17 protein-coding genes are annotated in these 24,468 nt (G+C 55.7%); 8 read left to right on the top strand and 9 right to left on the bottom strand.

Annotation, left to right across the window (positions count from 1 at the left end; translation table 11 throughout):
• Positions 1 to 35: 35 nt before the first annotated feature.
• Together rcsC and gyrA are read right to left on the bottom strand one after the other, a co-directional pair.
• Positions 36 to 2,891 carry a two-component system sensor histidine kinase RcsC gene (rcsC, locus tag CNE01S_RS08210; RefSeq protein WP_061275006.1) on the bottom strand — a complete coding sequence of 952 codons (2,856 nt, stop codon included), beginning with the start codon at positions 2,889 to 2,891 and terminating at the stop codon, positions 36 to 38.
• Positions 2,892 to 3,178: 287 nt separating this feature from the next.
• Positions 3,179 to 5,815, bottom strand: coding sequence for a DNA topoisomerase (ATP-hydrolyzing) subunit A (gene gyrA / locus CNE01S_RS08205; protein WP_061275004.1), 2,637 nt, complete (start codon positions 5,813 to 5,815; stop codon positions 3,179 to 3,181).
• Between the two features lie 160 nt (positions 5,816 to 5,975).
• Between gyrA and ubiG the strand changes: the two genes are divergently transcribed.
• The 4 genes from ubiG (at position 5,976) to yfaE (ending at position 10,780) form a co-directional block, all read left to right on the top strand.
• The gene (gene ubiG, locus CNE01S_RS08200) at positions 5,976 to 6,695 is read left to right on the top strand and encodes a bifunctional 2-polyprenyl-6-hydroxyphenol methylase/3-demethylubiquinol 3-O-methyltransferase UbiG (protein ID WP_061275002.1); all 720 of its coding nucleotides are present in this window, start codon (positions 5,976 to 5,978) and stop codon (positions 6,693 to 6,695) included.
• 355 nt (positions 6,696 to 7,050) lie between these two features.
• The gene (gene nrdA, locus CNE01S_RS08195; protein WP_061275000.1) at positions 7,051 to 9,336 is read left to right on the top strand and encodes a class 1a ribonucleoside-diphosphate reductase subunit alpha; all 2,286 of its coding nucleotides are present in this window, start codon (positions 7,051 to 7,053) and stop codon (positions 9,334 to 9,336) included.
• 55 nt (positions 9,337 to 9,391) lie between these two features.
• The gene (nrdB, locus tag CNE01S_RS08190; protein ID WP_038480950.1) at positions 9,392 to 10,522 is read left to right on the top strand and encodes a class Ia ribonucleoside-diphosphate reductase subunit beta; all 1,131 of its coding nucleotides are present in this window, start codon (positions 9,392 to 9,394) and stop codon (positions 10,520 to 10,522) included.
• Positions 10,523 to 10,525: 3 nt separating this feature from the next.
• Positions 10,526 to 10,780, top strand: a complete 255-nt coding sequence (gene yfaE, locus CNE01S_RS08185) for a class I ribonucleotide reductase maintenance protein YfaE (protein WP_038480947.1) — start codon at positions 10,526 to 10,528, stop codon at positions 10,778 to 10,780.
• Between the two features lie 40 nt (positions 10,781 to 10,820).
• Here yfaE and glpQ read toward each other — a convergent pair whose 3' ends face one another.
• Positions 10,821 to 11,885: a glycerophosphodiester phosphodiesterase gene (glpQ, locus tag CNE01S_RS08180; protein WP_061274998.1), complete on the bottom strand. Its 1,065-nt coding sequence runs from the start codon at positions 11,883 to 11,885 to the stop codon at positions 10,821 to 10,823.
• Positions 11,886 to 11,895: 10 nt separating this feature from the next.
• Positions 11,896 to 13,248, bottom strand: a complete 1,353-nt coding sequence (gene glpT / locus CNE01S_RS08175; protein ID WP_061274995.1) for a glycerol-3-phosphate transporter — start codon at positions 13,246 to 13,248, stop codon at positions 11,896 to 11,898.
• 261 nt (positions 13,249 to 13,509) lie between these two features.
• On the opposite strand from glpT, the gene glpA reads away from it, so the two are divergent.
• The 3 genes from glpA to glpC are packed head-to-tail and all read left to right on the top strand — an operon-like array spanning position 13,510 to position 17,571.
• A complete protein-coding gene (gene glpA, locus CNE01S_RS08170) occupies positions 13,510 to 15,120 on the top strand; it encodes an anaerobic glycerol-3-phosphate dehydrogenase subunit A (protein WP_061274993.1) in 1,611 nt (536 codons plus the stop codon).
• Positions 15,117 to 16,382, top strand: coding sequence for a glycerol-3-phosphate dehydrogenase subunit GlpB (glpB, locus tag CNE01S_RS08165; RefSeq protein ID WP_061274991.1), 1,266 nt, complete (start codon positions 15,117 to 15,119; stop codon positions 16,380 to 16,382). Before glpA ends, glpB begins: the two co-directional genes overlap by 4 nt.
• Positions 16,369 to 17,571 (top strand): anaerobic glycerol-3-phosphate dehydrogenase subunit GlpC, encoded by a 1,203-nt coding sequence (gene glpC / locus CNE01S_RS08160; protein ID WP_061274989.1) that lies wholly within the window; start codon positions 16,369 to 16,371, stop codon positions 17,569 to 17,571. Before glpB ends, glpC begins: the two co-directional genes overlap by 14 nt.
• 3 nt (positions 17,572 to 17,574) lie before the next feature.
• Here the strand turns inward: glpC and CNE01S_RS08155 are convergent, their stop codons facing one another.
• Together CNE01S_RS08155 and CNE01S_RS08150 are read right to left on the bottom strand one after the other, a co-directional pair.
• The gene (locus CNE01S_RS08155; protein WP_061274987.1) at positions 17,575 to 18,771 is read right to left on the bottom strand and encodes a nicotinamide mononucleotide deamidase-related protein YfaY; all 1,197 of its coding nucleotides are present in this window, start codon (positions 18,769 to 18,771) and stop codon (positions 17,575 to 17,577) included.
• A gap of 251 nt (positions 18,772 to 19,022) precedes the next feature.
• On the bottom strand, positions 19,023 to 19,565 hold the full coding sequence (locus CNE01S_RS08150; RefSeq protein WP_061274985.1) for a YfaZ family outer membrane protein: 543 nt from the start codon (positions 19,563 to 19,565) through the stop codon (positions 19,023 to 19,025).
• A 265-nt stretch (positions 19,566 to 19,830) separates the two neighbouring features.
• Between CNE01S_RS08150 and katA the strand changes: the two genes are divergently transcribed.
• The gene (gene katA, locus CNE01S_RS08145) at positions 19,831 to 21,279 is read left to right on the top strand and encodes a catalase KatA (protein WP_061274983.1); all 1,449 of its coding nucleotides are present in this window, start codon (positions 19,831 to 19,833) and stop codon (positions 21,277 to 21,279) included.
• 13 nt (positions 21,280 to 21,292) lie between these two features.
• Here katA and menE read toward each other — a convergent pair whose 3' ends face one another.
• From menE to menB, 3 genes are read right to left on the bottom strand one after another with little or no spacing between them, the layout of a single operon-like run.
• A complete protein-coding gene (gene menE, locus CNE01S_RS08140) occupies positions 21,293 to 22,648 on the bottom strand; it encodes an o-succinylbenzoate--CoA ligase (RefSeq protein WP_061274981.1) in 1,356 nt (451 codons plus the stop codon).
• Positions 22,645 to 23,610 carry an o-succinylbenzoate synthase gene (gene menC / locus CNE01S_RS08135; RefSeq protein WP_061274979.1) on the bottom strand — a complete coding sequence of 322 codons (966 nt, stop codon included), beginning with the start codon at positions 23,608 to 23,610 and terminating at the stop codon, positions 22,645 to 22,647. Before menC ends, menE begins: the two co-directional genes overlap by 4 nt.
• Positions 23,610 to 24,467, bottom strand: coding sequence for a 1,4-dihydroxy-2-naphthoyl-CoA synthase (menB, locus tag CNE01S_RS08130; protein ID WP_045783288.1), 858 nt, complete (start codon positions 24,465 to 24,467; stop codon positions 23,610 to 23,612). Before menB ends, menC begins: the two co-directional genes overlap by 1 nt.
• Between the last annotated feature and the right edge of the window lies 1 nt (position 24,468).

Genomic DNA, 24,468 nt, shown 5'->3' with positions numbered 1-24,468 from the left:
CGCATTTTACTGCGGGGCTTTTTTATGAGCTTAATTTACGAGGCATCGCGTGTACTTCGCACTCGGGCAGCATAAACCGCCAGCGTCTGTTTAATCACATCAAGCGTTACCGGTTTAGATAAACAGCTGTCCATACCGGATTCCAGACAGCGCTGCTTCTCTTCCGCCAGCGCGTTTGCCGTCACGCCAATGACCGGCAGCGTCAGCCCCAGCTGGCGAATACGCTGCGTCAGACGATATCCGTCCATGTTCGGCATGTTGACGTCGCTGAGTACGATATCAATATGATTTTTGCTGAGCACGTTCAACGCATCAATCCCGTCATTCGCCGTTTTGCACTGATACCCGAGCGAGCCAAGCTGATCGGCCAGCAAACGACGGTTGATCGGATGGTCATCCACCACCAGAATCATCATGTCATCGTTCTGCTCGCTTATCTCACTCGCCGCCGCCAGTGCCGGTGAACTGCCTGGCACATCCACGGTAATGCTGTAAATCCGCCCCAACAGCGGCAGCAGTTCGTGCGGTGCCGCGACGCTGTGTACCCAGCAGCCAGGTTCGAATTCTACGGGAATACCAATATGACGGCGGCAGAAAACAATCGCCGCCCGACCGCCCCAAGGCGTCGCCAGATTATCATCGGTAATCAGAATATCGTCGCTTCCCGGCATTTCACCCGACCATGATTGCGCCTGTAGCCCATTTTTAATCAGCAGGGATTCCAGGTAACTGCTGAGGTAGTCATTGCGAACAGCCAGCCAGCAGCGCTTTTCCGCCAGCCCTTCGACATTATTCTTCGGTGCAAACTGCGCTTTATACAGCGGGATGCGAACCGTGAACTGACTGCCCATTCCCGATTCGGTATCCACCGAAATATCGCCGTCCATCATGCTGATAAGCTTTTCGCAAATCGCCAGCCCCAGCCCGGTTCCCTGGAAATTGCGCTGCACGCCGGTGCCAACCTGGAAGAACGGATCGAACAGCCGGGTGACTTCTTTGGTCGGGATCCCCACCCCGGTATCGCGAACCCGGAAGCTCAGGTAATCCCCACTGATCGAAACATGCAGGATAATACAGCCAATATCGGTGAACTTAATCGCATTACTCAGCAGGTTGGAGATAACCTGCTGCAACCGCATGGGATCGCCCTGCAGGGTGAGCGGCACATCGTCATCGATAAAGCAGTACAGCCCCAGCTGCTTGCGAACCACCAGCGGCAAATAGTTGGCGGTGATGTGGCTCATCACCTCACGCGGTGAAAACTCACGTGGCTCAATTTTCAGCTGCTCTGATTCGATTTTCGAGAAGTCGAGAATATCGCTGATGATTTTCAGCAACAGGCTGGACGAGTTATTCATCGCCGTGACCAGCCTGTCCACGCCCTTAGGCAGCTCTTTGGTCTGCAGGAGATCCAGGTTACCGATAATACCGTACAGCGGCGTACGCAGTTCGTGACTGACGGTGGCGAGGAACATGGATTTCGACTGGCTCGCCTGCTCCGAGGCCTGAGCCATCTCCTGCAAAGATTCTTCCATCTTCACGCGGGCGCTAACGTCAACCAGCACGCAAATCGCCACGTTTTCATTACGGTAGCGCGAATGCACGAAGCTAATCTGCAGATTGGTGTGATTACTGGTCATCACATCGACAAAATTGACCTGTTGACCACAGATAATCTGCGTTAGCCGCTGCCTGTCCTCATGCGTCAGCATATTGAGGTAATTGTGCGCCAGTTCGTTACTCAGAATATTGGTACCGTCCTGCGTGCGCAGAATACAAATGCCAACAGGCGCAGACGCGACAATCTTCCGGTTGAACTGCTCGTGCTCCTCCAGCCGCTGAGCATCGCTTTCAGCCGGAATAAAGATCCTGCGCTCATACATGCGCGCAAGGGTAAACAGCACAATGCCCACCAGCACGTTGAGTAGCACCGCATTGAGGATCAGCATCCTGATGCTTTCCAGCACCAGATCGACAGGCACAGAGTAAATCACGCTTAGCGAGGACGGCGGCAGATTTTTCTTCAATACCAGCGCTTTAAAGCCCGAAGTGTAGCCAAACCAGGCGCGATCCTGAATCCAGCGGCTTTCCGGCTCAATGCGCGATTCCGGGCCGGTCAGCGAAATCAGCGGGTGCCCGTTTTCATCCAGAATCGTGACGCCAATAGGCAGCGTGCCCGGCGTCAGGAAGTTCTCCATACGTACCGTTTGCTCAATCCCCAGCAGTGCCTGAAGACGGTTCGCCAGATAGACCGGCGTCAGCGTATAGAAGTAACCAATGCCAGGGCGCGGCCCCTGCCCAATCCAGTAAATGCTGTTAGCTCGTTCATCCTGCGGCGCGGTGCGGTACTTCATGATGCGTTCATGCAGCGTTTTTAGCGCATTTTCCCGCTCCAGCGGCATATCACGCAGCCCAAAATCTGCCATGCAAAGATTATCACCGCCAATCAGGAACACCCGGTTCAGATCGTAAGCAGCGGAGAAATTATCGCGCCAATAGCGCAGGAACCAGGACAGCGACTGCAGCGAGCTTCGCCAGGTAACGCTCACCGCCGAACAGTCAGAGTCCGGGAACAGCGGCATAAACGTGGGCGCATCGGTTTTATCCGCGCTTTGGTCAAGAGGGGGAAGCACGCCATTGGGCGCGGTGAGGCGATTTTCAGCAATGTACTTCAGCTCTTTCACTACGTCCGAAGTGCGCTGGATGTAGCGCTGGGCCTGGTCAAAGCTGATGTTAAATTCCTGGCGAATCTCCGACTCTTTATCGTGCAGCGCGTTGACGATGTAAAACACGGAAAACAGCGCGATAAGCAGCCAGAGCAGCAGCGCCAGCGCCCTGAACAGGTAGCGCGAAATTTTAAGGGTGCTGCGAAAAGAGACGAAGTATTTCAAATTGGGCCTGAAAGTACGCGACGAGTGAACGGAGATGCGCTTAAGGTAGCCGCAAAACCCTTGTCCCGCAACGGCAAACAAAAAAGGCCGCAAAAGCGGCCTTCCAGATACAGAACTGAGCTTAGATAAGCATCGTTCTTCCAGAGAGCATTTGCAAATAAACCAGGGAAATCAATTCATTGATTTCCTTCAGATAACCACAGTAAAGGAATAACCACGCTTATTCCTTTACTGTCAGAACGTTAAAGGGCCGCCAAAGCGACCCTTTATTTACAGACTATTCTGGATTATTCGTCCGCTTCGTCAGCAACATCATCATCGGTATCCGCTTCAGGCGCGATATCATCGTCCCCTTCCGCAACGCTACCGTCGATACTGTCCAGCTCTTCGTCATCCACAGGCTCAGCGACGCGCTGCAGACCCACAACGTTTTCGTCTTCCGCAGTACGGATGAGGATTACGCCCTGGGTGTTACGCCCGACCACGCTGACTTCAGACACGCGGGTACGCACCAGCGTGCCAGCATCGGTAATCATCATGATCTGGTCGGTATCTTCCACCTGCACGGCCCCAACGACGCTGCCGTTGCGCTCGGTCACTTTAATGGAGATAACGCCCTGCGTTGCACGAGACTTGGTCGGGTATTCTGCCGCAGCGGTACGTTTACCGTAGCCATTCTGGGTCACGGTCAGAATCGCACCTTCACCGCGTGGGATGATCAGAGAAACGACTTTATCATCGCCGGCAAGCTTGATCCCGCGAACGCCCGTTGCGGTACGGCCCATAGTACGAACCGCGTCTTCTTTGAAGCGCACCACTTTACCCGCGGCCGAGAACAGCATGGCTTCATCGCTGCCGTTGGTTAAATCAACGCCAATCAGCTCATCACCCTCGTTGAGGTTAACGGCGATAATGCCCGCAGAACGTGGGCGGCTGAAGTCGGTCAGCGCGGTTTTCTTCACGGTGCCGCTTGCGGTCGCCATGAACACGTTGATGCCTTCTGCGTACTCGCGCACCGGCAGAATCGCGGTAATGCGCTCGTCCTGCTCCAGCGGCAGCAGGTTCACAATTGGGCGGCCACGTGCGCCACGGCTCGCTTCCGGCAACTGATAAACCTTCATCCAGTACAGGCGACCACGGCTGGAGAACAGCAGGATCGTGTCGTGGGTGTTAGCCACCAGCAGGCGGTCAATAAAGTCTTCTTCTTTAATGCGGGCGGCTGACTTGCCTTTGCCACCACGGCGCTGCGCTTCATAATCGGTCAGCGGCTGATACTTCACATAGCCCTGGTGAGACAGGGTGACCACCACGTCTTCCTGGTTGATCAGGTCTTCAATGTTGATATCCGCGGTGTTAGCGGTGATTTCGGTGCGGCGGTTGTCGCCGAACTGATCGCGCATTGCTTCGAGTTCTTCACGGATAACTTCCATCAGACGCTCTGCGCTGCCCAGGATATGCAGCAGTTCTGCGATCTGCTCCAGCAGCTCTTTATACTCGTCGAGCAGTTTTTCGTGCTCAAGGCCGGTCAGTTTCTGCAGACGCAGATCCAGAATCGCCTGAGCCTGCTGCTCGGTGAGGAAGTATTGGCCGTCGCGGATACCAAACTCGGGCTCCAGCCACTCAGGACGCGCGGCGTCGTCACCGGCACGTTCCAGCATCGCAGCAACGTTACCCAGATCCCACGAACGGGCAATCAGGCCAGCTTTTGCCTCTGCGGCATTTGGCGAGTGACGAATCAACTCAATGATCGGGTCGATGTTCGCCAACGCGATCGCCAAACCTTCGAGGATATGGGCGCGATCGCGAGCTTTGCGCAGCTCAAAGATAGTACGGCGGGTCACCACTTCACGGCGGTGGCGCACGAACGCAGACAGGATATCTTTCAGGTTCATGATCTTCGGCTGACCATGGTGCAGTGCCACCATGTTGATACCGAAGGAAACCTGCAGCTGAGTCTGCGAGTAAAGATTATTGAGCACCACTTCGCCAACGGCGTCGCGCTTAATCTCAATAACAATACGCATACCGTCTTTGTCAGATTCATCGCGCAGGGCGCTGATGCCTTCCACGCGTTTGTCTTTCACCAGCTCGGCGATTTTCTCGATCAAGCGAGCTTTGTTCACCTGATAAGGAATTTCGTGAACGATGATGGTTTCGCGGCCAGTTTTCGCGTCCGCTTCTACTTCAGCACGGGCGCGAATATAAATTTTACCGCGACCGGTACGATACGCTTCTTCAATACCGCGACGGCCGTTAATGATAGCGGCAGTCGGGAAATCAGGACCAGGGATGTGCTCCATCAGGCCTTCAACGCTTATGTTCTCGTCTTCGATATACGCGAGGCAGCCGTTGATGACTTCGGTAATGTTGTGCGGCGGAATGTTAGTCGCCATCCCGACTGCGATACCGGATGAACCGTTTACCAGCAGGTTAGGAATTTTGGTTGGCATGACGTCCGGAATTTTTTCGGTGCCGTCGTAGTTATCGACGAAATCAACCGTCTCTTTTTCCAGGTCTGCCATCAGCTCGTGGGCGATTTTCGACATACGGATTTCCGTATAACGCATCGCTGCGGCGGAGTCGCCGTCTACGGAACCGAAGTTACCCTGGCCGTCGACCAGCATGTAACGCAGGGAAAATGGCTGTGCCATACGGACGATGGTGTCATAAACCGCGGTATCACCATGAGGGTGATATTTACCGATAACGTCACCAACAACACGGGCGGATTTTTTGTATGCTTTGTTCCAGTCATTGCCCAATACGTTCATCGCGTAAAGCACGCGACGGTGTACCGGCTTAAGTCCATCGCGGACATCTGGCAGTGCGCGGCCGACAATAACCGACATCGCATAATCCAGATACGAGCTCTTTAGCTCTTCCTCAATGTTGACCGGCGTAATTTCTCTGGCAAGGTCGCTCATGTAACCGCTATCCCTCTACTGTTTTCCCGGATTCAAAGGTCGCAAATTATAACACATCCGGCCCTGTGTGGGGAAACCTCAACGCAATTGTCGGCGCTTTATTCACGCCGTTAGCCTGATATACTGCCAGCCTTAACATCTGCAAGGAGTCACCGCTGTAATGAATGCTGAAAACCAACCGGTTACGCAGAACGTCGACCACGAGGAAATCGCCAAATTTGAAGCTGTCGCTTCCCGCTGGTGGGATCTGGAAGGTGAATTTAAGCCACTGCACCGCATCAACCCGCTGCGTTTAGGCTATATCAACCAGCGCGCCGGCGGGCTGTTCGGCAAAACCGTGCTCGATGTTGGCTGCGGCGGCGGCATTCTTGCGGAGAGCATGGCGCGTGAAGGGGCCAACGTCACCGGCCTGGACATGGGCTTTGAACCATTGCAGGTTGCCCGTCTGCACGCGCTGGAAAGCGGCGTTAAGGTTAATTATGTCCAGGAAACGGTCGAAGAACACGCGAGCAAACACGCCGGGCAGTACGACGTGGTGACGTGTATGGAAATGCTGGAGCACGTCCCCGACCCGCAGTCGGTCGTTCACGCCTGCGCTCGCCTGGTGAAACCCGGCGGCCACGTTTTCTTCTCTACCATCAACCGCAACGGTAAAGCCTGGCTGATGGCCGTCGTCGGCGCTGAGTATGTGATGCGCATGGTGCCAAAAGGCACGCACGATGTTAAAAAGTTCATCAAGCCCGCCGAGCTTTTACGCTGGGTGGATGAAACCCCGCTGCGCGAGCGCCATATGACCGGATTACATTTCAACCCAATCACTGACTCATTCAAGCTGGGTCCTGGGGTAGATGTTAATTATATGCTGCATACTGAAGCATAAATCGGCATATCGTATAAGGATTGATTATCGATAATTGCGCCAGAACGGTTGCGCAATTATCGATGAAGTTTAAGAAATCAGCACCCGATCAAAATTTTCATTTTTTTTGCATCCCATTGACAATTCCCTCAAGCCTTACGTGACGTGGACTTACGAAAAAAGCGCCCTGGGGAACCTCATTTTATTGATGAAATCAATACTTGTACTGAACGGATTCCTTACTAGAATACTCACCATCTAGTGACCATTTTGTCACCCACCCCCTATATATAGTATTTATCCACAGAGTTAGTCACAGGCTAACGGATGTGCATAAATCAGGGGAAAACTCATCTCACGGACAGGTAAAACTCACATGAATCAGAGTCTGCTGGTTACAAAACGCGATGGCAGCAAAGAGCGCATCAATCTGGATAAAATTCATCGAGTACTCGACTGGGCCGCTGAAGGGCTGAATAACGTCTCTGTTTCCCAGGTTGAACTGCGCTCCCATATCCAGTTTTACGACGGCATCAAGACCTCTGACATTCATGAAACCATCATCAAGGCTGCAGCCGATCTGATCTCCCGTGACGCACCGGATTATCAGTACCTCGCCGCTCGCCTGGCGATTTTCCACCTGCGTAAAAAAGCCTACGGCCAGTTTGAGCCGCCAAAGCTTTACGATCAGGTCGTGAAAATGGTTGAGATGGGTAAATACGATCGTCACCTGCTGGAAGACTACACGGAAGAAGAGTTCGAGCAGATGAACGATTTTATCGATCACTGGCGTGACATGAACTTCTCCTACGCGGCCGTTAAACAGCTCGAAGGTAAATACCTTGTGCAGAACCGCGTCTCTGGCGAAATCTACGAGAGCGCGCAGTTCCTGTATATTCTGGTCGCCGCCTGCCTGTTCTCCGGCTACCCGCGTGAAACGCGTCTCAGCTACGTAAAACGTTTCTATGACGCGGTTTCCACCTTCAAAATTTCTCTGCCTACGCCAATCATGTCCGGCGTGCGCACCCCGACTCGTCAGTTCAGCTCCTGCGTACTGATCGAGTGCGGCGACAGCCTGGATTCAATCAACGCCACCTCCAGCGCGATCGTGAAATACGTTTCCCAGCGCGCAGGCATCGGCATCAACGCCGGCCGTATTCGTGCGCTGGGCAGCCCGATTCGCGGCGGTGAAGCGTTCCACACCGGCTGTATTCCGTTCTACAAACACTTCCAGACCGCGGTGAAGTCCTGCTCCCAGGGCGGCGTGCGCGGCGGGGCTGCAACGCTGTTCTACCCAATGTGGCATCTGGAAGTGGAAAGCCTGTTGGTGCTGAAAAACAACCGTGGCGTAGAAGGCAACCGCGTGCGCCACATGGACTACGGCGTACAGATCAACAAGCTGATGTACACCCGTCTGCTGAAGGGCGAAGAAATCACTCTGTTCAGCCCGTCTGACGTACCGGGGCTGTATGACGCCTTCTTCGCCGATCAGGATGAATTTGAGCGCCTGTACACCAAATATGAGAAAGACGACAGCATCCGCAAACAGCGCGTGAAAGCGGTCGAACTGTTCTCCCTGATGATGCAGGAACGCGCCTCGACCGGCCGTATCTACATCCAGAACGTTGACCACTGCAACACCCACAGCCCGTTCGACCCGGCGATTGCACCAGTTCGCCAGTCCAACCTGTGCCTGGAAATCGCCCTGCCGACCAAACCGCTGGACGACGTCAACGACGAAAACGGCGAAATCGCCCTGTGTACGCTCTCCGCGTTCAACCTTGGCGTGATTGAAAGCCTGGACGATCTGGAAGAGATGGCGGTGTTGGCCGTTCGCGCGCTCGACGCCCTGCTCGACTACCAGGATTACCCAATTCTGGCGGCCAAACGCGGCGCAATGGGTCGTCGTACTCTGGGTATCGGCGTGATTAACTTTGCCTACTATCTGGCGAAGCACGGCGTGCGTTACTCCGACGGCAGCGCAAACAACCTGACGCACAAGACTTTCGAAGCCATTCAGTACTACCTGCTGAAAGCCTCAAATGAACTGGCGAAAGAGCAAGGCGCCTGCCCGTGGTTCAACGAGACTACCTATGCAAAAGGCATTCTGCCGATCGACACCTATAAGAAAGACCTGGATGCTATCAGCAACGAACCGCTGCATCTGGACTGGGAAGGCCTGCGTGAGTCCATCAAAACTCACGGCCTGCGCAACTCCACGCTTTCTGCCCTGATGCCGTCCGAGACCTCCTCGCAGATCTCTAACGCCACCAACGGCATTGAGCCGCCGCGCGGCCACATCAGCATTAAAGCGTCGAAAGACGGGATCCTGCGCCAGGTCGTTCCGGATTATGAAGCGCTGAAAAACAACTACGAGCTGCTGTGGGAAATGCCGAGCAACGACGGCTACCTGCAACTGGTTGGCCTGATGCAGAAGTTTATCGACCAGTCGATCTCTGCCAACACCAACTACGATCCAACGCGCTTCCCGTCAGGCAAAGTGCCGATGCAGCAGTTGCTTAAAGATCTGCTCACCGCCTATAAATTCGGCGTGAAGACTCTGTACTATCAAAACACCCGCGACGGTGCGGAAGATACTCAGGATGACCTGGCACCTTCCATCCAGGACGATGGCTGCGAAAGCGGTGCATGTAAGATTTAACGCTTAATCCCCTCTTACGAGGGGATTTTTCAGACGTATTACAGGATTTAACCTCATGGCTTACACTACTTTTTCACAGACGAAAAACGATCAGCTCGCCGAGCCTATGTTCTTTGGCCAGTCGGTTAACGTGGCGCGCTACGATCAGCAGAAATATGACATCTTCGAAAAGCTGATTGAAAAGCAGCTCTCCTTCTTCTGGCGCCCGGAAGAAGTGGACGTCTCCCGCGATCGCATCGACTTCCAGGCACTGCCGGAGCATGAGAAACACATCTTCATCAGCAACCTGAAGTACCAGACGCTGCTGGACTCCATCCAGGGCCGCAGCCCGAACGTCGCGCTGCTGCCGCTGATCTCTATTCCTGAACTGGAAACCTGGGTCGAAACCTGGGCGTTTAGCGAGACCATTCACTCTCGCTCCTACACCCACATCATCCGTAACATCGTGAACGATCCGGCGATTGTCTTCGACGATATTGTGACCAACCAGGAAATCCTCAAGCGCGCCAAAGACATCTCTGGCTACTACGATGACCTGATTGAGATGACCAGCTACTGGCATCTGCTGGGCGAAGGCACGCACAACGTGAACGGCAAAACCGTCACCGTTAACCTGCGCGCGCTGAAGCGACAGCTGTATCTCTGCCTGATGAGCGTTAACGCCCTGGAAGCGATTCGTTTCTACGTAAGCTTCGCCTGCTCCTTCGCCTTCGCCGAGCGCGAACTGATGGAAGGTAACGCCAAAATCATCAAGCTAATCGCCCGTGATGAAGCCCTGCACCTGACCGGCACTCAGCATATGCTGAACCTGCTGCGCAGCGGAGAAGACGATCCTGAAATGGCGGAAATCGCCGTTGAATGTCGTCAGGAATGCTACGACCTGTTCGTGCTGGCCGCCCAGCAGGAAAAAGAGTGGGCCGAGTACCTGTTCCGCGACGGCTCCATGATTGGGATGAACAAAGACATCCTCTGCCAGTATGTGGAGTACATCACCAACATCCGCATGCAGGCCGTGGGCCTCGATCTGCCGTTCCAGACACGTTCTAACCCGATTCCGTGGATCAACGCGTGGCTGGTGTCCGATAACGTGCAGGTTGCCCCGCAGGAAGTTGAAGTCAGCTCCTATCTGGTGGGCCAGATTGACTCGGAAGTCGATACCGACGATCTGAGCAACTTCCAGCTGTAAGCAATGAGCCGTATCACGCTCAGCATTACCGGCGCCCAGCTGATGAGCGAAGAGGAACACCCTTCGCTGCTGGCGGCGCTGGAGTCACACAAAGTCTGCGTAGAGTATCAGTGCCGGGAAGGCTATTGCGGCTCTTGCCGCACCCGGCTGCTGGCGGGTGAAGTGCAGTGGCTGACCGAGCCGCTGGCGTTTATCCAGCCCGGTGAAATTCTCCCCTGTTGCTGCAAAGCCCGGGGCGATATAGAAATCGAGATGTAGTTGTTAAAAAGGCCGCGAATGCGGCCTTTTTCATTAGCGATTACGGCTTATTGAGAAACCGCACAGCTTTGTCCGGGAAGTCGGTAAACAACCCGTCCACGCCGGCTTTGTTGTACAGCACGTCGTACAGCTGATTCACGTCGCTCACATAGTCCGGCAGCGCGTCCGCCCTTACCGTGTAAGGATGAACGGTCAGCTTGCTGGCATGTGCTTCGGTCACCATATCGGTGAGCTTCACGTTGCCTTTGGTCGATGCCTTCTCCACCAGCATGTGATAGTCCGGGCCGATGCCGTCGGCATACTCGGCTATCTGCTTCATCGCGCCGGGCTTAAACATCCAGTCGTAGCTGTAGTTCACCCACTTACCGCCCGGCTGCTTTTCCTGAGTCTCATTCCAGTCGGTATAGGCGATAAGCTGCACCAGATTAAGGTTCATGCCCATTTTCGGCTCAAGTTCGTTTTTAATACGCTTAAGCTCGGCGGCGTCAAAGCACTGAAGATAAACCTTATCCTGCTTGCCGGTGTAGCCGTATCGCTTGAGTACCTCGAGGGTTTTCGCCGCGATATCCTTCCCTTCCTGATGGTGGAACCACGGCGCTTTTATCTCAGGATAAATACCGATGTTCTTACCGGTGGAATGGTTCAGCCCCTGTACAAACTCGATTTCTTCTTCAAAGGTGTGCACCCGGAAGTCGGATTTGCCCATCGGGAAGCGTCCCGGATAGGTCTGCACCTGCTTGCCGTCAACGATATCAAAGCCTTCGGTGAACTTGAGGGACTTGATTTCCGCCAGCGTAAAGTCGATAGCATAGTAGCGCCCATCTTTACGCGCACGGTCCGGGAAGCGTTTCGCGACGTCAGTCACCCTGTCCAGATAGTGGTCGTGCAGCACCACCAGCCTGTCGTCTTTGGTCATCACCAGATCTTGCTCAAGGTAGTCCGCGCCCTGAGCATAGGCCATCGCTTTTGCTGGCAGCGTATGTTCAGGCAGGTAGCCGCTGGCGCCGCGATGGGCAATCACGATTTTGTCCGTGGTCTGGGCGAATACGCTGCTGGTCGCCACCAGCACCACGCCCGCCAGTAATGATTTTGCCATCAGTTTCATTCTGTTCCCCTTAGCCGTTCTTCAACATTTTTTCATCGTGATGCTTACGCTCGCCAATCATCACCACAATCAGCAGCAGTACGGCCAAAACACTGCCGCCAATCATCACGATAAAGCCGCCGTCCCAGCCGAAGAAGTCCACGGTATAGCCAACAATCGCGCTGGCCGCGACCGAGCCTCCCAGGTAACCAAACAGGCCGGTAAAGCCCGCTGCCGTCCCTGCCGCCTTCTTAGGGGCAAGCTCAAGCGCATGCAGGCCAATCAACATCACCGGGCCATAAATCAGGAAACCGATAACAATCATACAGGCCATATCCACGCCCGGATTGCCCGGCGGGTTGAGCCAGTAAACCACGGTGGCAATCGTCACCAACACCATGAAGAACACGCCGGTTGCGCCACGGTTACCTTTAAACACCTTGTCCGACATCCAGCCACATAGCAGCGTGCCAGGAATACCCGCGTACTCATAAAGGAAGTAGGCCCACGAGGATTTATCCAGCGCGAAGTGCTTCACTTCTTTCAGGTAAGTTGGCGACCAGTCCAGGATGCCGTAACGCAGCAGATAGACAAACACGTTGGCAATGGCGATGTACCACAGCAGGCGGTTAGGGAAGACGTACTTCATGAAGATCTGCTTCGCCGTCAGCTCTTCTTCCGCTTTCTCGCTGTAATCGTCCGGGTAGTCTTTTTTGTACTCTTCAATCGGCGGCAGGCCACAGGATTGCGGCGTGTCACGCATCCAACCGAAAGCGATAATCGCCACAGTAATCGCCGCAAAAGCAGGCATATACAGCGCCGCATGCCAGTCGTTAAACCACGCCATCCCCAGCAGGAACAGCAGCGGAGGAATACCGCCGCCCACGTTATGGGCGCAGTTCCAGACGGAAACAATGCCCCCACGCTCTTTCTGCGACCACCAGTGCACCATGGTACGCCCGCACGGCGGCCATCCCATGCCCTGGAACCAGCCACAGGCAAACAGCAGCACAAACATCACGGCGATGCTCGACGTTGCCCAGGGCACAAAGCCCATAAATAACATCACGGCGGCGGCGAGAATCAGCCCGGCTGGCAGGAAAACGCGCGGATTCGAGCGGTCAGAAACCGATCCCATGATGAATTTCGAAAACCCGTAGGCGATCGAAATCCCGGAAAGTGCAAAACCGAGGTCACCTCGGGAGAAGCCCTGCTCCACCAGATACGGCATCGCAAGGGTGAAGTTTTTCCTTACCAGATAGTAAGCCGCGTAACCGAAGAAGATACCCATGAAAATTTGCCAGCGCAGGCGGCGATAGGTCGGATCTATCTGCTCCTCTGGCAAACGCGTCTTATGCGCGGCGGGTTTGAAGATACTTAACATACGAGCCTCCGTGGCGTTGATGTTCAGCGAGAGCAAGCGGCTCCGGCCAAATGTTCTTTTGCGAGCGCATGGTAGTTATCTATGCGCGTATTTACTGTGAAACATCGCACACAATGTTACATTTTTATTACAAAGAGGCGAAATGGTGCATATTTTTATTAATAATTTTCGTTTATTGCTCGAATTTGCTCGCAATCAAACATTCCACACTTTCTTTGTGGCTGAATAACAATAAATAAAAAGGGGACAAAGGAGCGCTATGTGAGCAGAGAAACGGACGTGATTATCATCGGTGGCGGAGCGACCGGCGCCGGGATAGCGCGAGACTGCGCCCGCCGTGGGTTAAAAGTACTGCTGCTTGAGCGTCACGATATCGCGACGGGCGCCACCGGCCGCAATCACGGTCTGCTTCATAGCGGCGCACGCTACGCGGTCACCGACGGGGAATCAGCCAAAGAGTGCATCGAAGAAAACCGCATTCTACGGCGCATCGCGCGGCATTGTATCGAGCCCACGGACGGCTTGTTTATCACTCTGCCGGAAGATGACCTGGCGTTTCAAAGCGGGTTTATCACCGCCTGCCGTCGGGCCGGTATCGATGCACAAGCGCTGGATCCCAAAGAGGCGCTGCGGCTGGAGCCGTCCGCAAACCCAACGTTAATTGGCGCCGTTCGTGTGCCGGATGGCACGGTCGATCCGTTTCGCCTGACCGCCGCCAATATGCTCGATGCGAAGGAACACGGGGCTGAAGTTCTGACGGGCTGCGAAATTACCGGCCTGATTCGCGAAGGATCCAGGGTCTGCGGCGTACGCGTATACAATCATCTCACCCGACAGGCAGGAGAGTTCAGAGCGCAAATGGTGGTGAATGCCGCAGGGATCTGGGGGCAACGCATCGCAGAATACGCAGATCTCAGCGTAAAAATGTTCCCGGCAAAAGGGGCATTACTGATCCTCGGGCATCGCATCAATAACATGGTCATCAACCGCTGCCGTAAACCGGCAGACGCCGATATACTTGTCCCCGGTGACACTATCTCGCTTATTGGCACCACCTCCACGCATATCGACTACGACCAGATCGACAAGATGTGCGTCACGCCGGATGAGGTGGATATTCTGATCCGCGAAGGTGAAAAACTGGCTCCTGTACTGGGCAGAACCCGTATTCTTCGGGCCTACGCTGGCGTCAGGCCCCTGGTTGCCAGCGACGACGATCCTACCGGGCGCAGCGTCAGCCGTGGGATTGTGCTGCTGGACCACGCGAAACGCGACGGTATGGACGGCTTTATCACCATTACCGGAGGCAAACTCATGACCTACCGCCTGATGGCGGAATGGGCAACGGACCTGGTTTGCAAGCGGCTGGGGAACACGACGCCCTGCTCTACCGCCTCGACGTCGCTGCCGGGATCCGAACACACGGCGGAGCAAACGCTGGGCAAAGTTATCTCCTTACCGCCTACGATTCGCGGCTCCGCCGTCTGGCGACATGGTGACCGTGCGACACGACTGCTCAATAACAACCGCCTCAGCAACAGCCTGGTTTGCGAATGCGAAGCCGTCACCTCCGGCGAGGTTCGCTATGCCATCGATGCCCTTGGCGTAAAAAGCCTGGGCGATTTACGCCGCAGAACGCGCGTGGGTATGGGCACCTGCCAGGGCGAGCTGTGCGCCTGCCGGGCTGCCGGTCTCCTGCAGCGTTTTCAGCTCACTACGCCCGCGCAATCGCTGGAACAGCTTTCTCACTTCCTGAACGAACGCTGGAAGGGCGTTCGCCCTGTCGCCTGGGGAAATGCGCTGCGGGAAAGTGAATTTACCGCCTGGGTCTACCAGGGATTGTGCGGCCTGGATAACGGAGAACAGGGATGAAATTCGACACCATCATTATCGGCGGCGGCCTGGCCGGGCTGACCGCTGGCATAAAGCTGGCGGAAAACGGTCAGCGCTGCGCCATCGTCAGTCGCGGACAAAGCGCGCTGCACTTCTCTTCTGGTTCGCTGGATTTACTTTCGGCGCTGCCGGACGGTACTCCAGTTCATGAACCAGAGGCCGCGCTGAAAAGCCTGGCGGAACAAGCCCCCCGGCATCCTTACAGTCTGATGGGCAAAGAAAGCGTGCTGGCGCTCGCCGCAGAAAGTGAACGATTGTTGGCCAGAGCAGGCATTCCTCTGACGGGTCATTACCGCCAGAACCATCTCAGAATCACGCCGCTGGGCAAGCAAAGAGCCAGCTGGCTCAGCCCGCCGGAAGTCCCGCAGGCTCCGCTGCCCTGGCAAAAAGTGACGGTGATTAATATCGCAGGCTTTCTGGACTTTCAGGCAGAGCTGGTGGCCGGTTCGCTTTCGTCCTCGGGCTGTGTCACACACGTCGCCGAACTCACCTTGCCCGTGCTTGACGTGTTGCGTAATAACCCAAGCGAGTTTCGTGCCGTAAACATCGCCCGGGTGCTGGATCTGCCGGAAAACCTCCCGGCGCTGGTGGATGAACTAAGGCTAATGCTGGGCAGCGGCGAGGCCATGATTCTGCCCGCCTGCCTCGGTCTCGAAGGTCGAACTGTTGAGGCCGTTGAACAGGCACTCAATGTGCCGGTAAAACTGCTGCCAACGCTGCCACCTTCGGTACCTGGAATGCAGCTCCACAATGCGCTCCGCCGCCATTTTCAGGCCCTGGGCGGGCTTATCATGCCGGGTGATACCGTCACGGGCGCTCAGCTTGAACAAGGCTGCATCAACGCCCTGTTCACCAAAAATCACCGTGAAGTACCGCTGCGTACCCGCCATGTCATTCTGGCCAGCGGGAGCTTTTTCAGCGGCGGACTGGCAGCAAGCCGACATCAGGTCAGCGAGCCCATCTTCGGGCTGGACGTTGAGGTGCCGGAGGATCGCGCCTCATGGAGTAAGGCAGATTTCTTTACGCCACAGCCGTGGCTGCAGTTTGGGCTTACCGTGAATAACCACTTCCAGCCGTTCCACCACGGTGAATACACAAAAAATCTCTACGCCATCGGTTCCGTGCTGGGCGGCTTTGACCCTATTCAGCAGGGATGTGGTGGAGGTGTTTCAATGCTCACAGCGCTCTGTGTGGCCGATCAAATCCTTGTTGCCGCGGAGGCTTGCCATGAACCTGCTTGATGAAACCAGCTTTGAAAGCTGTATTAAGTGCACGGTCTGCACCACGGCCTGCCCGGTAAGCCGCGTACGCCCGGAATATCCGGGTCCCAAACAGGCCGGGCCCGACGGGGAAAGGCTGCGCCTGAAAGATCCTTCGCTGTATGACGACGCGCTAAAGTACTGCACCAACTGCAAGCGCTGCGAAGTCTCCTGCCCGTCTGAGGTCAACATTGGCGACATTATCCAGCGGGCGCGGGCTAAATACGGCGAGCATAAACCTTCCCTGCGCGACGCGATTCTCAGCCATACCGATTTAATGGGCACGCTCTCCACGCCCTTCGCTCCGCTGGTCAACGCCGCTACCGGCATGAAGCCCGTACGTAAGCTGCTGGACAAAGCGCTAAACATTGATTCCCATCGTGAGTTGCCTAAATACTCCTTTGGCACTTTCCGTCAGTGGTATCGACGCCAGGCTGCGCACCAGGCCAGCTTCCCGCAGCAGGTCGCTTTCTTCCACGGCTGCTTTGTGAATTACAACCATCCGCAGCTTGGCAAAGACATGGTTAAAGTGCTTAACGCGATGGGCATCGGCGTCCAGTTGCTGAAAAGAGAAAAGTGCTGCGGCGTGCCGCTCATCGCCAATGGCTTTATCGAAAAGGCAAAAAAACAGGCGAAGGTGAACGCCAGCTCGCTGGAAGAAGCGGTTATCCAGCGCGGGCTGCCGGTTTTGGCGACCTCTTCGACCTGCACTTTCACCCTGCGCGATGAATATCCGCATATTCTCGGCGTGGATACCACCCCGGTTCGCGATCGCATTGAGCTCGCCACGCGTTATATCTGGAAACTGCTGGAAGAAGATGGCAGAAGGCTGGCGCTAAAAAACACGCCGCTACGCATTGTTTACCATACACCTTGCCACATGGAGAAAATGGGCTGGACGCTTTATTCCGTTGAGCTGCTGCGTCGAATTCCCGGCGTGGAGCTGGTGATGCTGGACTCCCAATGCTGCGGCATCGCCGGCACCTATGGGTTTAAAAAAGAAAACTATCCGACCTCTCAGCGCATCGGCGCGCCGCTGTTCCAGCAGATAGAAGAGAGCGGCGTTGACCTGGTGGTTACCGACTGTGAAACCTGTAAATGGCAAATAGAGATGTCGACCAGCAAACGCTGCGAGCACCCGATTACGCTGCTGGCACGGGCGCTCGCCTGAAGCCTAAAGGCTGGCTGACTCTACGACCTTAATCCAGCCGTGCTCGGTTTCCAGCGGCTGGCCGTTGAGCCAGCGGCGCAGCACGTTAAGCGCCATCATGGCGCAGACTTCCTGGCGTATTGCCAACGCGTGGCGGCTGGTGCCAAACTTCACGCCAAGACCAAAGGTGCCGGCTGGTGTGGAAAGCGCAAAATTAATCTGCTGTGCTTCCTCACCGGCAATCACCAGGGCCACATCGCTCTGCTGGTTCATACGCAGGTCTGAGCTGGACTGCAGCGCATCAGTCAGCATGCCAGCCTCCTGCGGCAGAACATGACTTGCTTTCAGCGCAGCCTGTGCCCGCGTCAACTGCAGCGCCAGCAGACCGCCGGTAAACTGTTCACTCACGGCGATGGTCAGTGAACGCTCGACGAGGCGGCGTGCTATTTGCGCAGGCAGCCCTTCGGTCCCTTCAAAAATCAGGCTATCACCGGCGACACGGCGCACCTCTGGCCATACCGCTTCCATCGCCTCACGCTGGCTGGCCGGGCCGGTGAGCTTAAGCTCGATAATCGGCATGGATGAGCGATAGCCCATCACCACATCATCCGGCAACGTCAGCGGATCAAGGCATTGCGCCAGCTCGCTTTCAGAACGCCCAAAGGTGGTTAAACGCAGGCATACTGGAGGTTCAGGGAGCGTAAAACGCGCGCGTAGCCGGGGCATAATTTCTTTATCTACCATCGCCTTAAATTCTGATGGCACGCCGGGGGTGAAGAACATCAGGCAGCGGTTTAGTTTCAATGCAAAACCACAGGCGGTGCCAACGGGGTTGTCGATCATTTCGCTGTTGGCCGGAATTTGTGCCTGCTTGCGGTTGCTCGGGGCCATCACTCGCCCACGCTCGGCGAAGAACTGCTCCATCCAGGCTAACCATTCGGCATGCTCAACCAACTCAACGCCCGCAGCGGTAGCCGCCGCCAGCGCGCTTAAATCATCGCTGGTTGGCCCCAGACCACCGTTAACAATCAGCACATCAGCTTCATGGCTACGCTCTTTCAGCACGGCAACCAGGTCTGGCAGGCTGTCGCCCACCGTATTGCGGCGCGACATCGGTAAACCCTGGTTAAAGAAATAGTCGGCAAGCCAGGCTGCATTGGTATCGGTAATTTGCCCGTACAGCACTTCGTCGCCGGTTGACAGCATTTCTACTTTTAACATCTTTTACTCCGCAGCAAGGGAACGCCCCACTATAGCGCAGGCTCCGGGGAACGGCAGGCACAAAAAACGCGGCTAAAAGCCGCGCTTAGACTACTGACCAATCTCTGGTGATAGAAAAAACTCCAAAGGATTCGTCAAAAAACTGGAAAATCAATTCATTGATTTTCGGCTGATAACCACAAAGAGGAAAAAACCACGATTTTTTCCTCTTTGTCAGCAACTTCAACGCGGCTAAAAGCCGCGTTGAAGGATTAGAAGCTGGCGCTGACGCCCACATACGGACCGTCGGCAACGGTATCAGTCCGGTCACCGTCTTTGCCGCCGAGGCTAATGTAGCGATATCCCACCTGGGCCGAGAACGGACGCATAAAGTTCCAGCTTGCGCCGGCGCTTGCTTCTTTATAGTCCTTCACGCCGCTGGACAGAGAGTCCGGGGAATAATAGTAATCACCAAATACGGCAATATCAGGCGTGATCGGCCATTTCAGACCGCCACCGGCCGCAATCGCATAGCCTTCTTTGCGATCTTTTGGATGTAGGTAAACGCCACGACCGCCTACGGTAGCCATCATCGGCCCCAGAGGAATATTAAAGCCGAGGCCAAGACCCACGGCGTCGCCGTTGTCGTCGTTATGCGCATAGTTACCGGTTACCGCAATGCCGCTGCTTTCGGTGCCAAAACCCACGCCGAGATTAGTGTATTCCTTGCCGACTTCAGCACTCACGCCAATCGCGCTGGCACCTGCAGAAACCAGCAGCAAACCCGCGCCGCCGGCTAAAAGTAATTTATTCATTCCTTGGTTCCTGAAAAAGAAAAAGGGCTGCCCTTGAAAACGCCATCGGATGGCGTGGCGCATTATCTTATTAACGCGTTAGGAAATGCCAATATTTCCTTGAGTGTAAGGAAATGAAAAGACCGCATTTCCGGGGATAAGATCAATGAACCACGACGGTGGAAAGTGCAAAAGTGTTCCGGCAATGAATGTAGCCACATTATAAATATGGTCTATATTTAACATTTTTCTGTAACTACTTGACCCAGGTCTTAGGGAGGCATTGATGAGCAAGAAAGGATTAACCACCGCCGCAGGCGCACCCGTTGCCGATAACAACAACGTCGCTACCGCAGGCCCGCGTGGCCCTATGCTGCTTCAGGACGTCTGGTTTCTTGAAAAGTTAGCGCATTTTGACCGGGAGGTTATTCCCGAGCGCCGTATGCACGCCAAAGGTTCTGGTGCTTTCGGCCATTTTACCGTTACTCACGACATCACCCGCTACACCCGAGCAAAACTCTTTTCGGAAGTCGGCAAAAAAACAGAAATGTTTATGCGTTTCTCCACCGTTGCCGGTGAACGTGGCGCCGCCGACGCCGAGCGAGATATCCGCGGTTTTTCCATGAAATTCTATACCGAGGAAGGCAACTGGGACCTGGTGGGCAACAACACGCCGGTGTTCTATCTCCGTGACCCGCTCAAGTTCCCGGACCTGAACCACGTCGTAAAACGCGACCCACGCACCAACCTGCGTAACCCGACGTATAAATGGGATTTCTTCTCACATCTGCCGGAAGCGCTTCACCAACTGACCATTGATTTCAGCGACCGAGGCTTACCGCGCTCTTATCGTCACATTCACGGCTTTGGCAGCCATACTTTTAGTTTTATCAATAAAGACAATGAGCGTTTCTGGGTGAAATTCCACTTTAAAACCCAACAGGGCATTGAGAACCTGATGGACGAAGAAGCGGGAAAAATCATCGCTGAAGACCGCGAAAGCTCGCAGCGCGATCTGTACGAAGCCATTGAGGCCGGTGACTTCCCACGCTGGAAGCTGTTCATTCAGGTTATGCCGGAAGCCGAAGCGTCAAAAACACCGTACAACCCGTTTGATCTGACCAAGATCTGGCCGCACGGCGACTACCCTCTGATTGAGGTCGGGTATATCGAACTGAATCGCAACCCTGAAAATTACTTCTCGGATGTCGAACAGGCGGCGATGTCTCCGGCAAACGTCGTGCCGGGTATTGGCTTCTCCCCGGATAAAATGCTGCAGGGGCGCCTGTTCTCCTACGGCGATGCGCACCGCTATCGCCTTGGCGTGAACCATCATCAGATCCCGGTGAATGCGCCAAAATGTCCGTTCCATAACTATCACCGCGATGGTGCGATGCGCGTGGACGGCAACAGCGGCAACGGCGCAACCTACGAGCCAAACAGCTTCAACGTTTTCCAGGAGCAGCCAGATTTCAGCGAGCCGCCGCTAAGCCTTGAAGGCGCGGCCGACCACTGGAACCATCGCGAAGATGCCGACTATTTCAGTCAGCCACGGGCGCTGTACAACCTGCTGAGCGATGAGGAGCATCAGCGCATGTTTGCGCGTATCGCCGGGGAGATGAAAGACGTGCCGGAAAGTATTCAGGCGCGACAGATTTGTCTGTTCAGCCAGGTCCATCCTGAATACGGCGCGGGAGTGGCTAACGCACTCAAAGCGCTTAAGAACGATAAGTAATAGATTGCAGGGGTTATGCCCCTGCTGCCCATTCCATTAGCCTATGGCGGGAGATTTTAATCCCGCCTTGTTTTAACTCCTGCGGCAGCGCTATCCAACGCACTGGCCGCTGAAAACGAGGCAACTTGCCGTCAAGCCAGGCGGCAATCTCGTTAAAATCACATTCCGCATTAGTCTCAACAACGGCAACCGGCCGCTGTCCAAACTCAGCGTCATCAACGGGCACCACAAACACCTGCTGTACCGCAGGATGTGTCGCAATGACCCGCTCCACCTCTTCCGGCTGAATGCCTTCCCCGCCGCTGAAGAACTGGTTGTCAAGGCGTCCCATTATCGTCAGGCGTCCCGCCTGCAAAACGCCTCTATCACGGGTAGTAAACCAGCCTTGTTCATTTGCCAGAGGAACAAGCTGGCCATCACGCCAGTAGCCGCTGGCCAGGCTGTCCGCGCGGATCCACACCTCTTCATCGACGATTTTCACCTCCCGCCCCGGCAGAGGTTCGCCAACGTCAGACTGCCCATCGGCGCGCTTCGCACAGACCGTCGAAGCCAGCTCGGTTAAGCCATAGCCGCACCAGCATCGGACGCCGCGCGCTTCAGCCTGCTGCGTCAGTTCAACAGGGATGGCTGCCCCGCCAAGAAGCACTTCACGCAGCGCCGACGGCTGTTGCTGCTCCAGCAGCCGCCACAGCTGAGTCGGCACCAGCGAGGCATGACTGCACTCCCGTAAAGCTTCGCTTATCGACTGAGCAGAAGAAACCTTCAGTTGGCCACCGGCATACAGCCAGCGCCAGAGGATCCCTTGCCCGGAAACGTGAAACAGCGGCAGTGACAAAAGCCAACTATCTTCGGCGCCGTAATCCATCATCGACAGCACACCCGCCGCGCTGGCAAGGTGGGCCGAGCATGTATGTACGGCCGCTTTAGGTAACCCGGTTGAACCAGAGGTCAGCGTCATAGAGGCGAAACGCGATGGCCGCCAGCTTTCGCACCTGGGCGCGGCATCCACCAGCCGCAGCGGCGTCAAGCCAGGCAGCGGACAAACGTCGGTTAAGGTGATGCCGTAGCTCAGCGTCATCGACGGCAAGAGCTCAGCAAGAAGGCTTTCAGGAAGCTGTGGATTTAGTGGAAGAACCCGCGCGCCGCACTGCAATAGCGCCAGCCAGGCAAGCAGCGTTTGCGGGCCATTTTTCGCTTTAAGCGCAACGCCATCACCTTCTTTTACGCCCTGCTGGCAAAAGCCTCCCGCCAGCGCATCGATGCGCTGACACAGGGTTGACCAGGTTAAGCGTTCATCATCGAGGCGGAGCGCGACATTTGCGCCCCGGACGTTTGCCCAGTGACGCCACGGCCAGTCGGGAAAGATCATCGAATACGCTCAAGCTGATTGGCGCTTATGCAAGGCAGCGAGCTACCCGGCCAGCTGCGCTCAAGCTGAGACTGCATCAGGGACAACGTATCCAGCCCGGGCAGGGTTCCCGGCGTGAGCCAGGCGGCGATGCGAGCCAGCTGGGTCAGCCCCAGGCTCGACTCAATGGAGGAGCTGATCACCGCTTTTAACCCTAATTTGTGCGCGGAGGTGACCTGCTCACGCACTTTATCCAGGCTTCCGGTCAGCGTCGGTTTGATAACCATTGCCGAAACGCCCGGCTCTGCGGCGAAAACGAAATCACTCTCTCGCACGCTCTCGTCCCAGGCAATCGCAATCCCCGTTTCCCGACTGAACTCGCGAGACTGCTCGCGGGTTTTACACGGTTCTTCGACAAAATCGATGCGCGAGCGGTGATCCGGCTTAACGTATTTAGCGAACTGCTGTGCCTTGAGCGGCGTCCAGCTGCGGTTAGCATCAAGACGCAAATGCAGTTCAGGCAAGGCCTCAAGCAGCAGATTGACCACCATGCCGTCCCGCACGGCTTCGTACAGGCCGACTTTGACCTTTGCCACCTTTTCGCCTGGCATCGCCGCCAGCGCAAGAATCAGCTCGTCAGGATCGCCGGTACACAGCGGAGCCGCGCGGTAATCCGCAGCCTGAGGCAGCGTGCCGCTTGCTTCAGCCAGCGCACAGCTCAGGCCGAACGCGACGGACGGCAGTTCGGGCAACGGGGCCGATTCATCGGCTACCCATTGATCAAGCCAGCGCTCGGCGCGCGCCTGAGCTTCCGCGAGGCTTTCAAGGCTAAAGCCAGGTAGAGGCGAAATCTCCCCCCATCCGGAGCTCTCGCCCAGCGTCAGCCGCACCAGCAGGCCCTCTCTGAACCTGAGGCGCTGGTCGCGGAGCACAACACCTGCTTCCATCGGGATTTGAAAGCGCCATAGCGCCGCGCGGCGCATTACGGATTCCGTTTAAATTTGCTGAAGTCCGGCTGGCGTTTCTGGTTGAACGCGTTGCGGCCTTCCTGACCTTCTTCGGTCATATAGAACAGCATGGTGGCGTTACCCGCCAGTTCCTGCAGCCCGGCCTGCCCGTCACAGTCGGCATTCAGCGCCGCTTTCAGGCAGCGCAGCGCCATCGGGCTGTTCTGCAGCATTTCACGGCACCAGCGCACGGTCTCTTTTTCCAGGTCAGCAATCGGCACAACGGTATTCACAAGGCCCATGTCCAAAGCTTCTTTCGCGTCATACTGGCGGCACAGGAACCAAATCTCGCGAGCCTTTTTCTGGCCAACGATGCGGGCCATGTAGGAAGCCCCCCAGCCACCGTCGAAAGAACCTACTTTCGGGCCAGTCTGGCCGAAGACGGCGTTTTCCGCCGCAATGGTCAGGTCACACATCATGTGCAGCACATGGCCGCCGCCGATGGAAAAGCCCGCCACCATCGCCACCACCGGTTTAGGGCAGGTACGAATTTGACGCTGGAAGTCGAGCACGTTCAGGTGATGCACACCGCTTGCGTCCTGATAGCCGCCGTAGTCGCCTCGCACTTTCTGGTCACCGCCCGCACAAAAGGCTTTTTCCCCTTCGCCGGTCAGAATAATGGTGCCGATGTTGTCGTCATAGCGCGCGTCGGCCAGGGCATTGATCATCTCTTTGACGGTCAGCGGACGAAACGCATTACGCACTTCCGGGCGGTTGATGGTGATTTTGGCGATACCGTCGCTGGATTTGTGGTAGCGAATATCGGTGTAGCCTTCAGAGCAATCCAGCCATTCAACCGGGGCGTAAAGCATTTGTTCATCAGGATAAATCATG

The sequence above is a fragment of the Cedecea neteri NBRC 105707 = ATCC 33855 genome (assembly GCF_001571265.1).
GTDB lineage: Bacteria > Pseudomonadota > Gammaproteobacteria > Enterobacterales > Enterobacteriaceae > Cedecea > Cedecea neteri.
The sequence above is the reverse complement of the archived record's forward strand: the minus strand, read 5'-3'. Positions and strand labels throughout refer to the sequence as shown.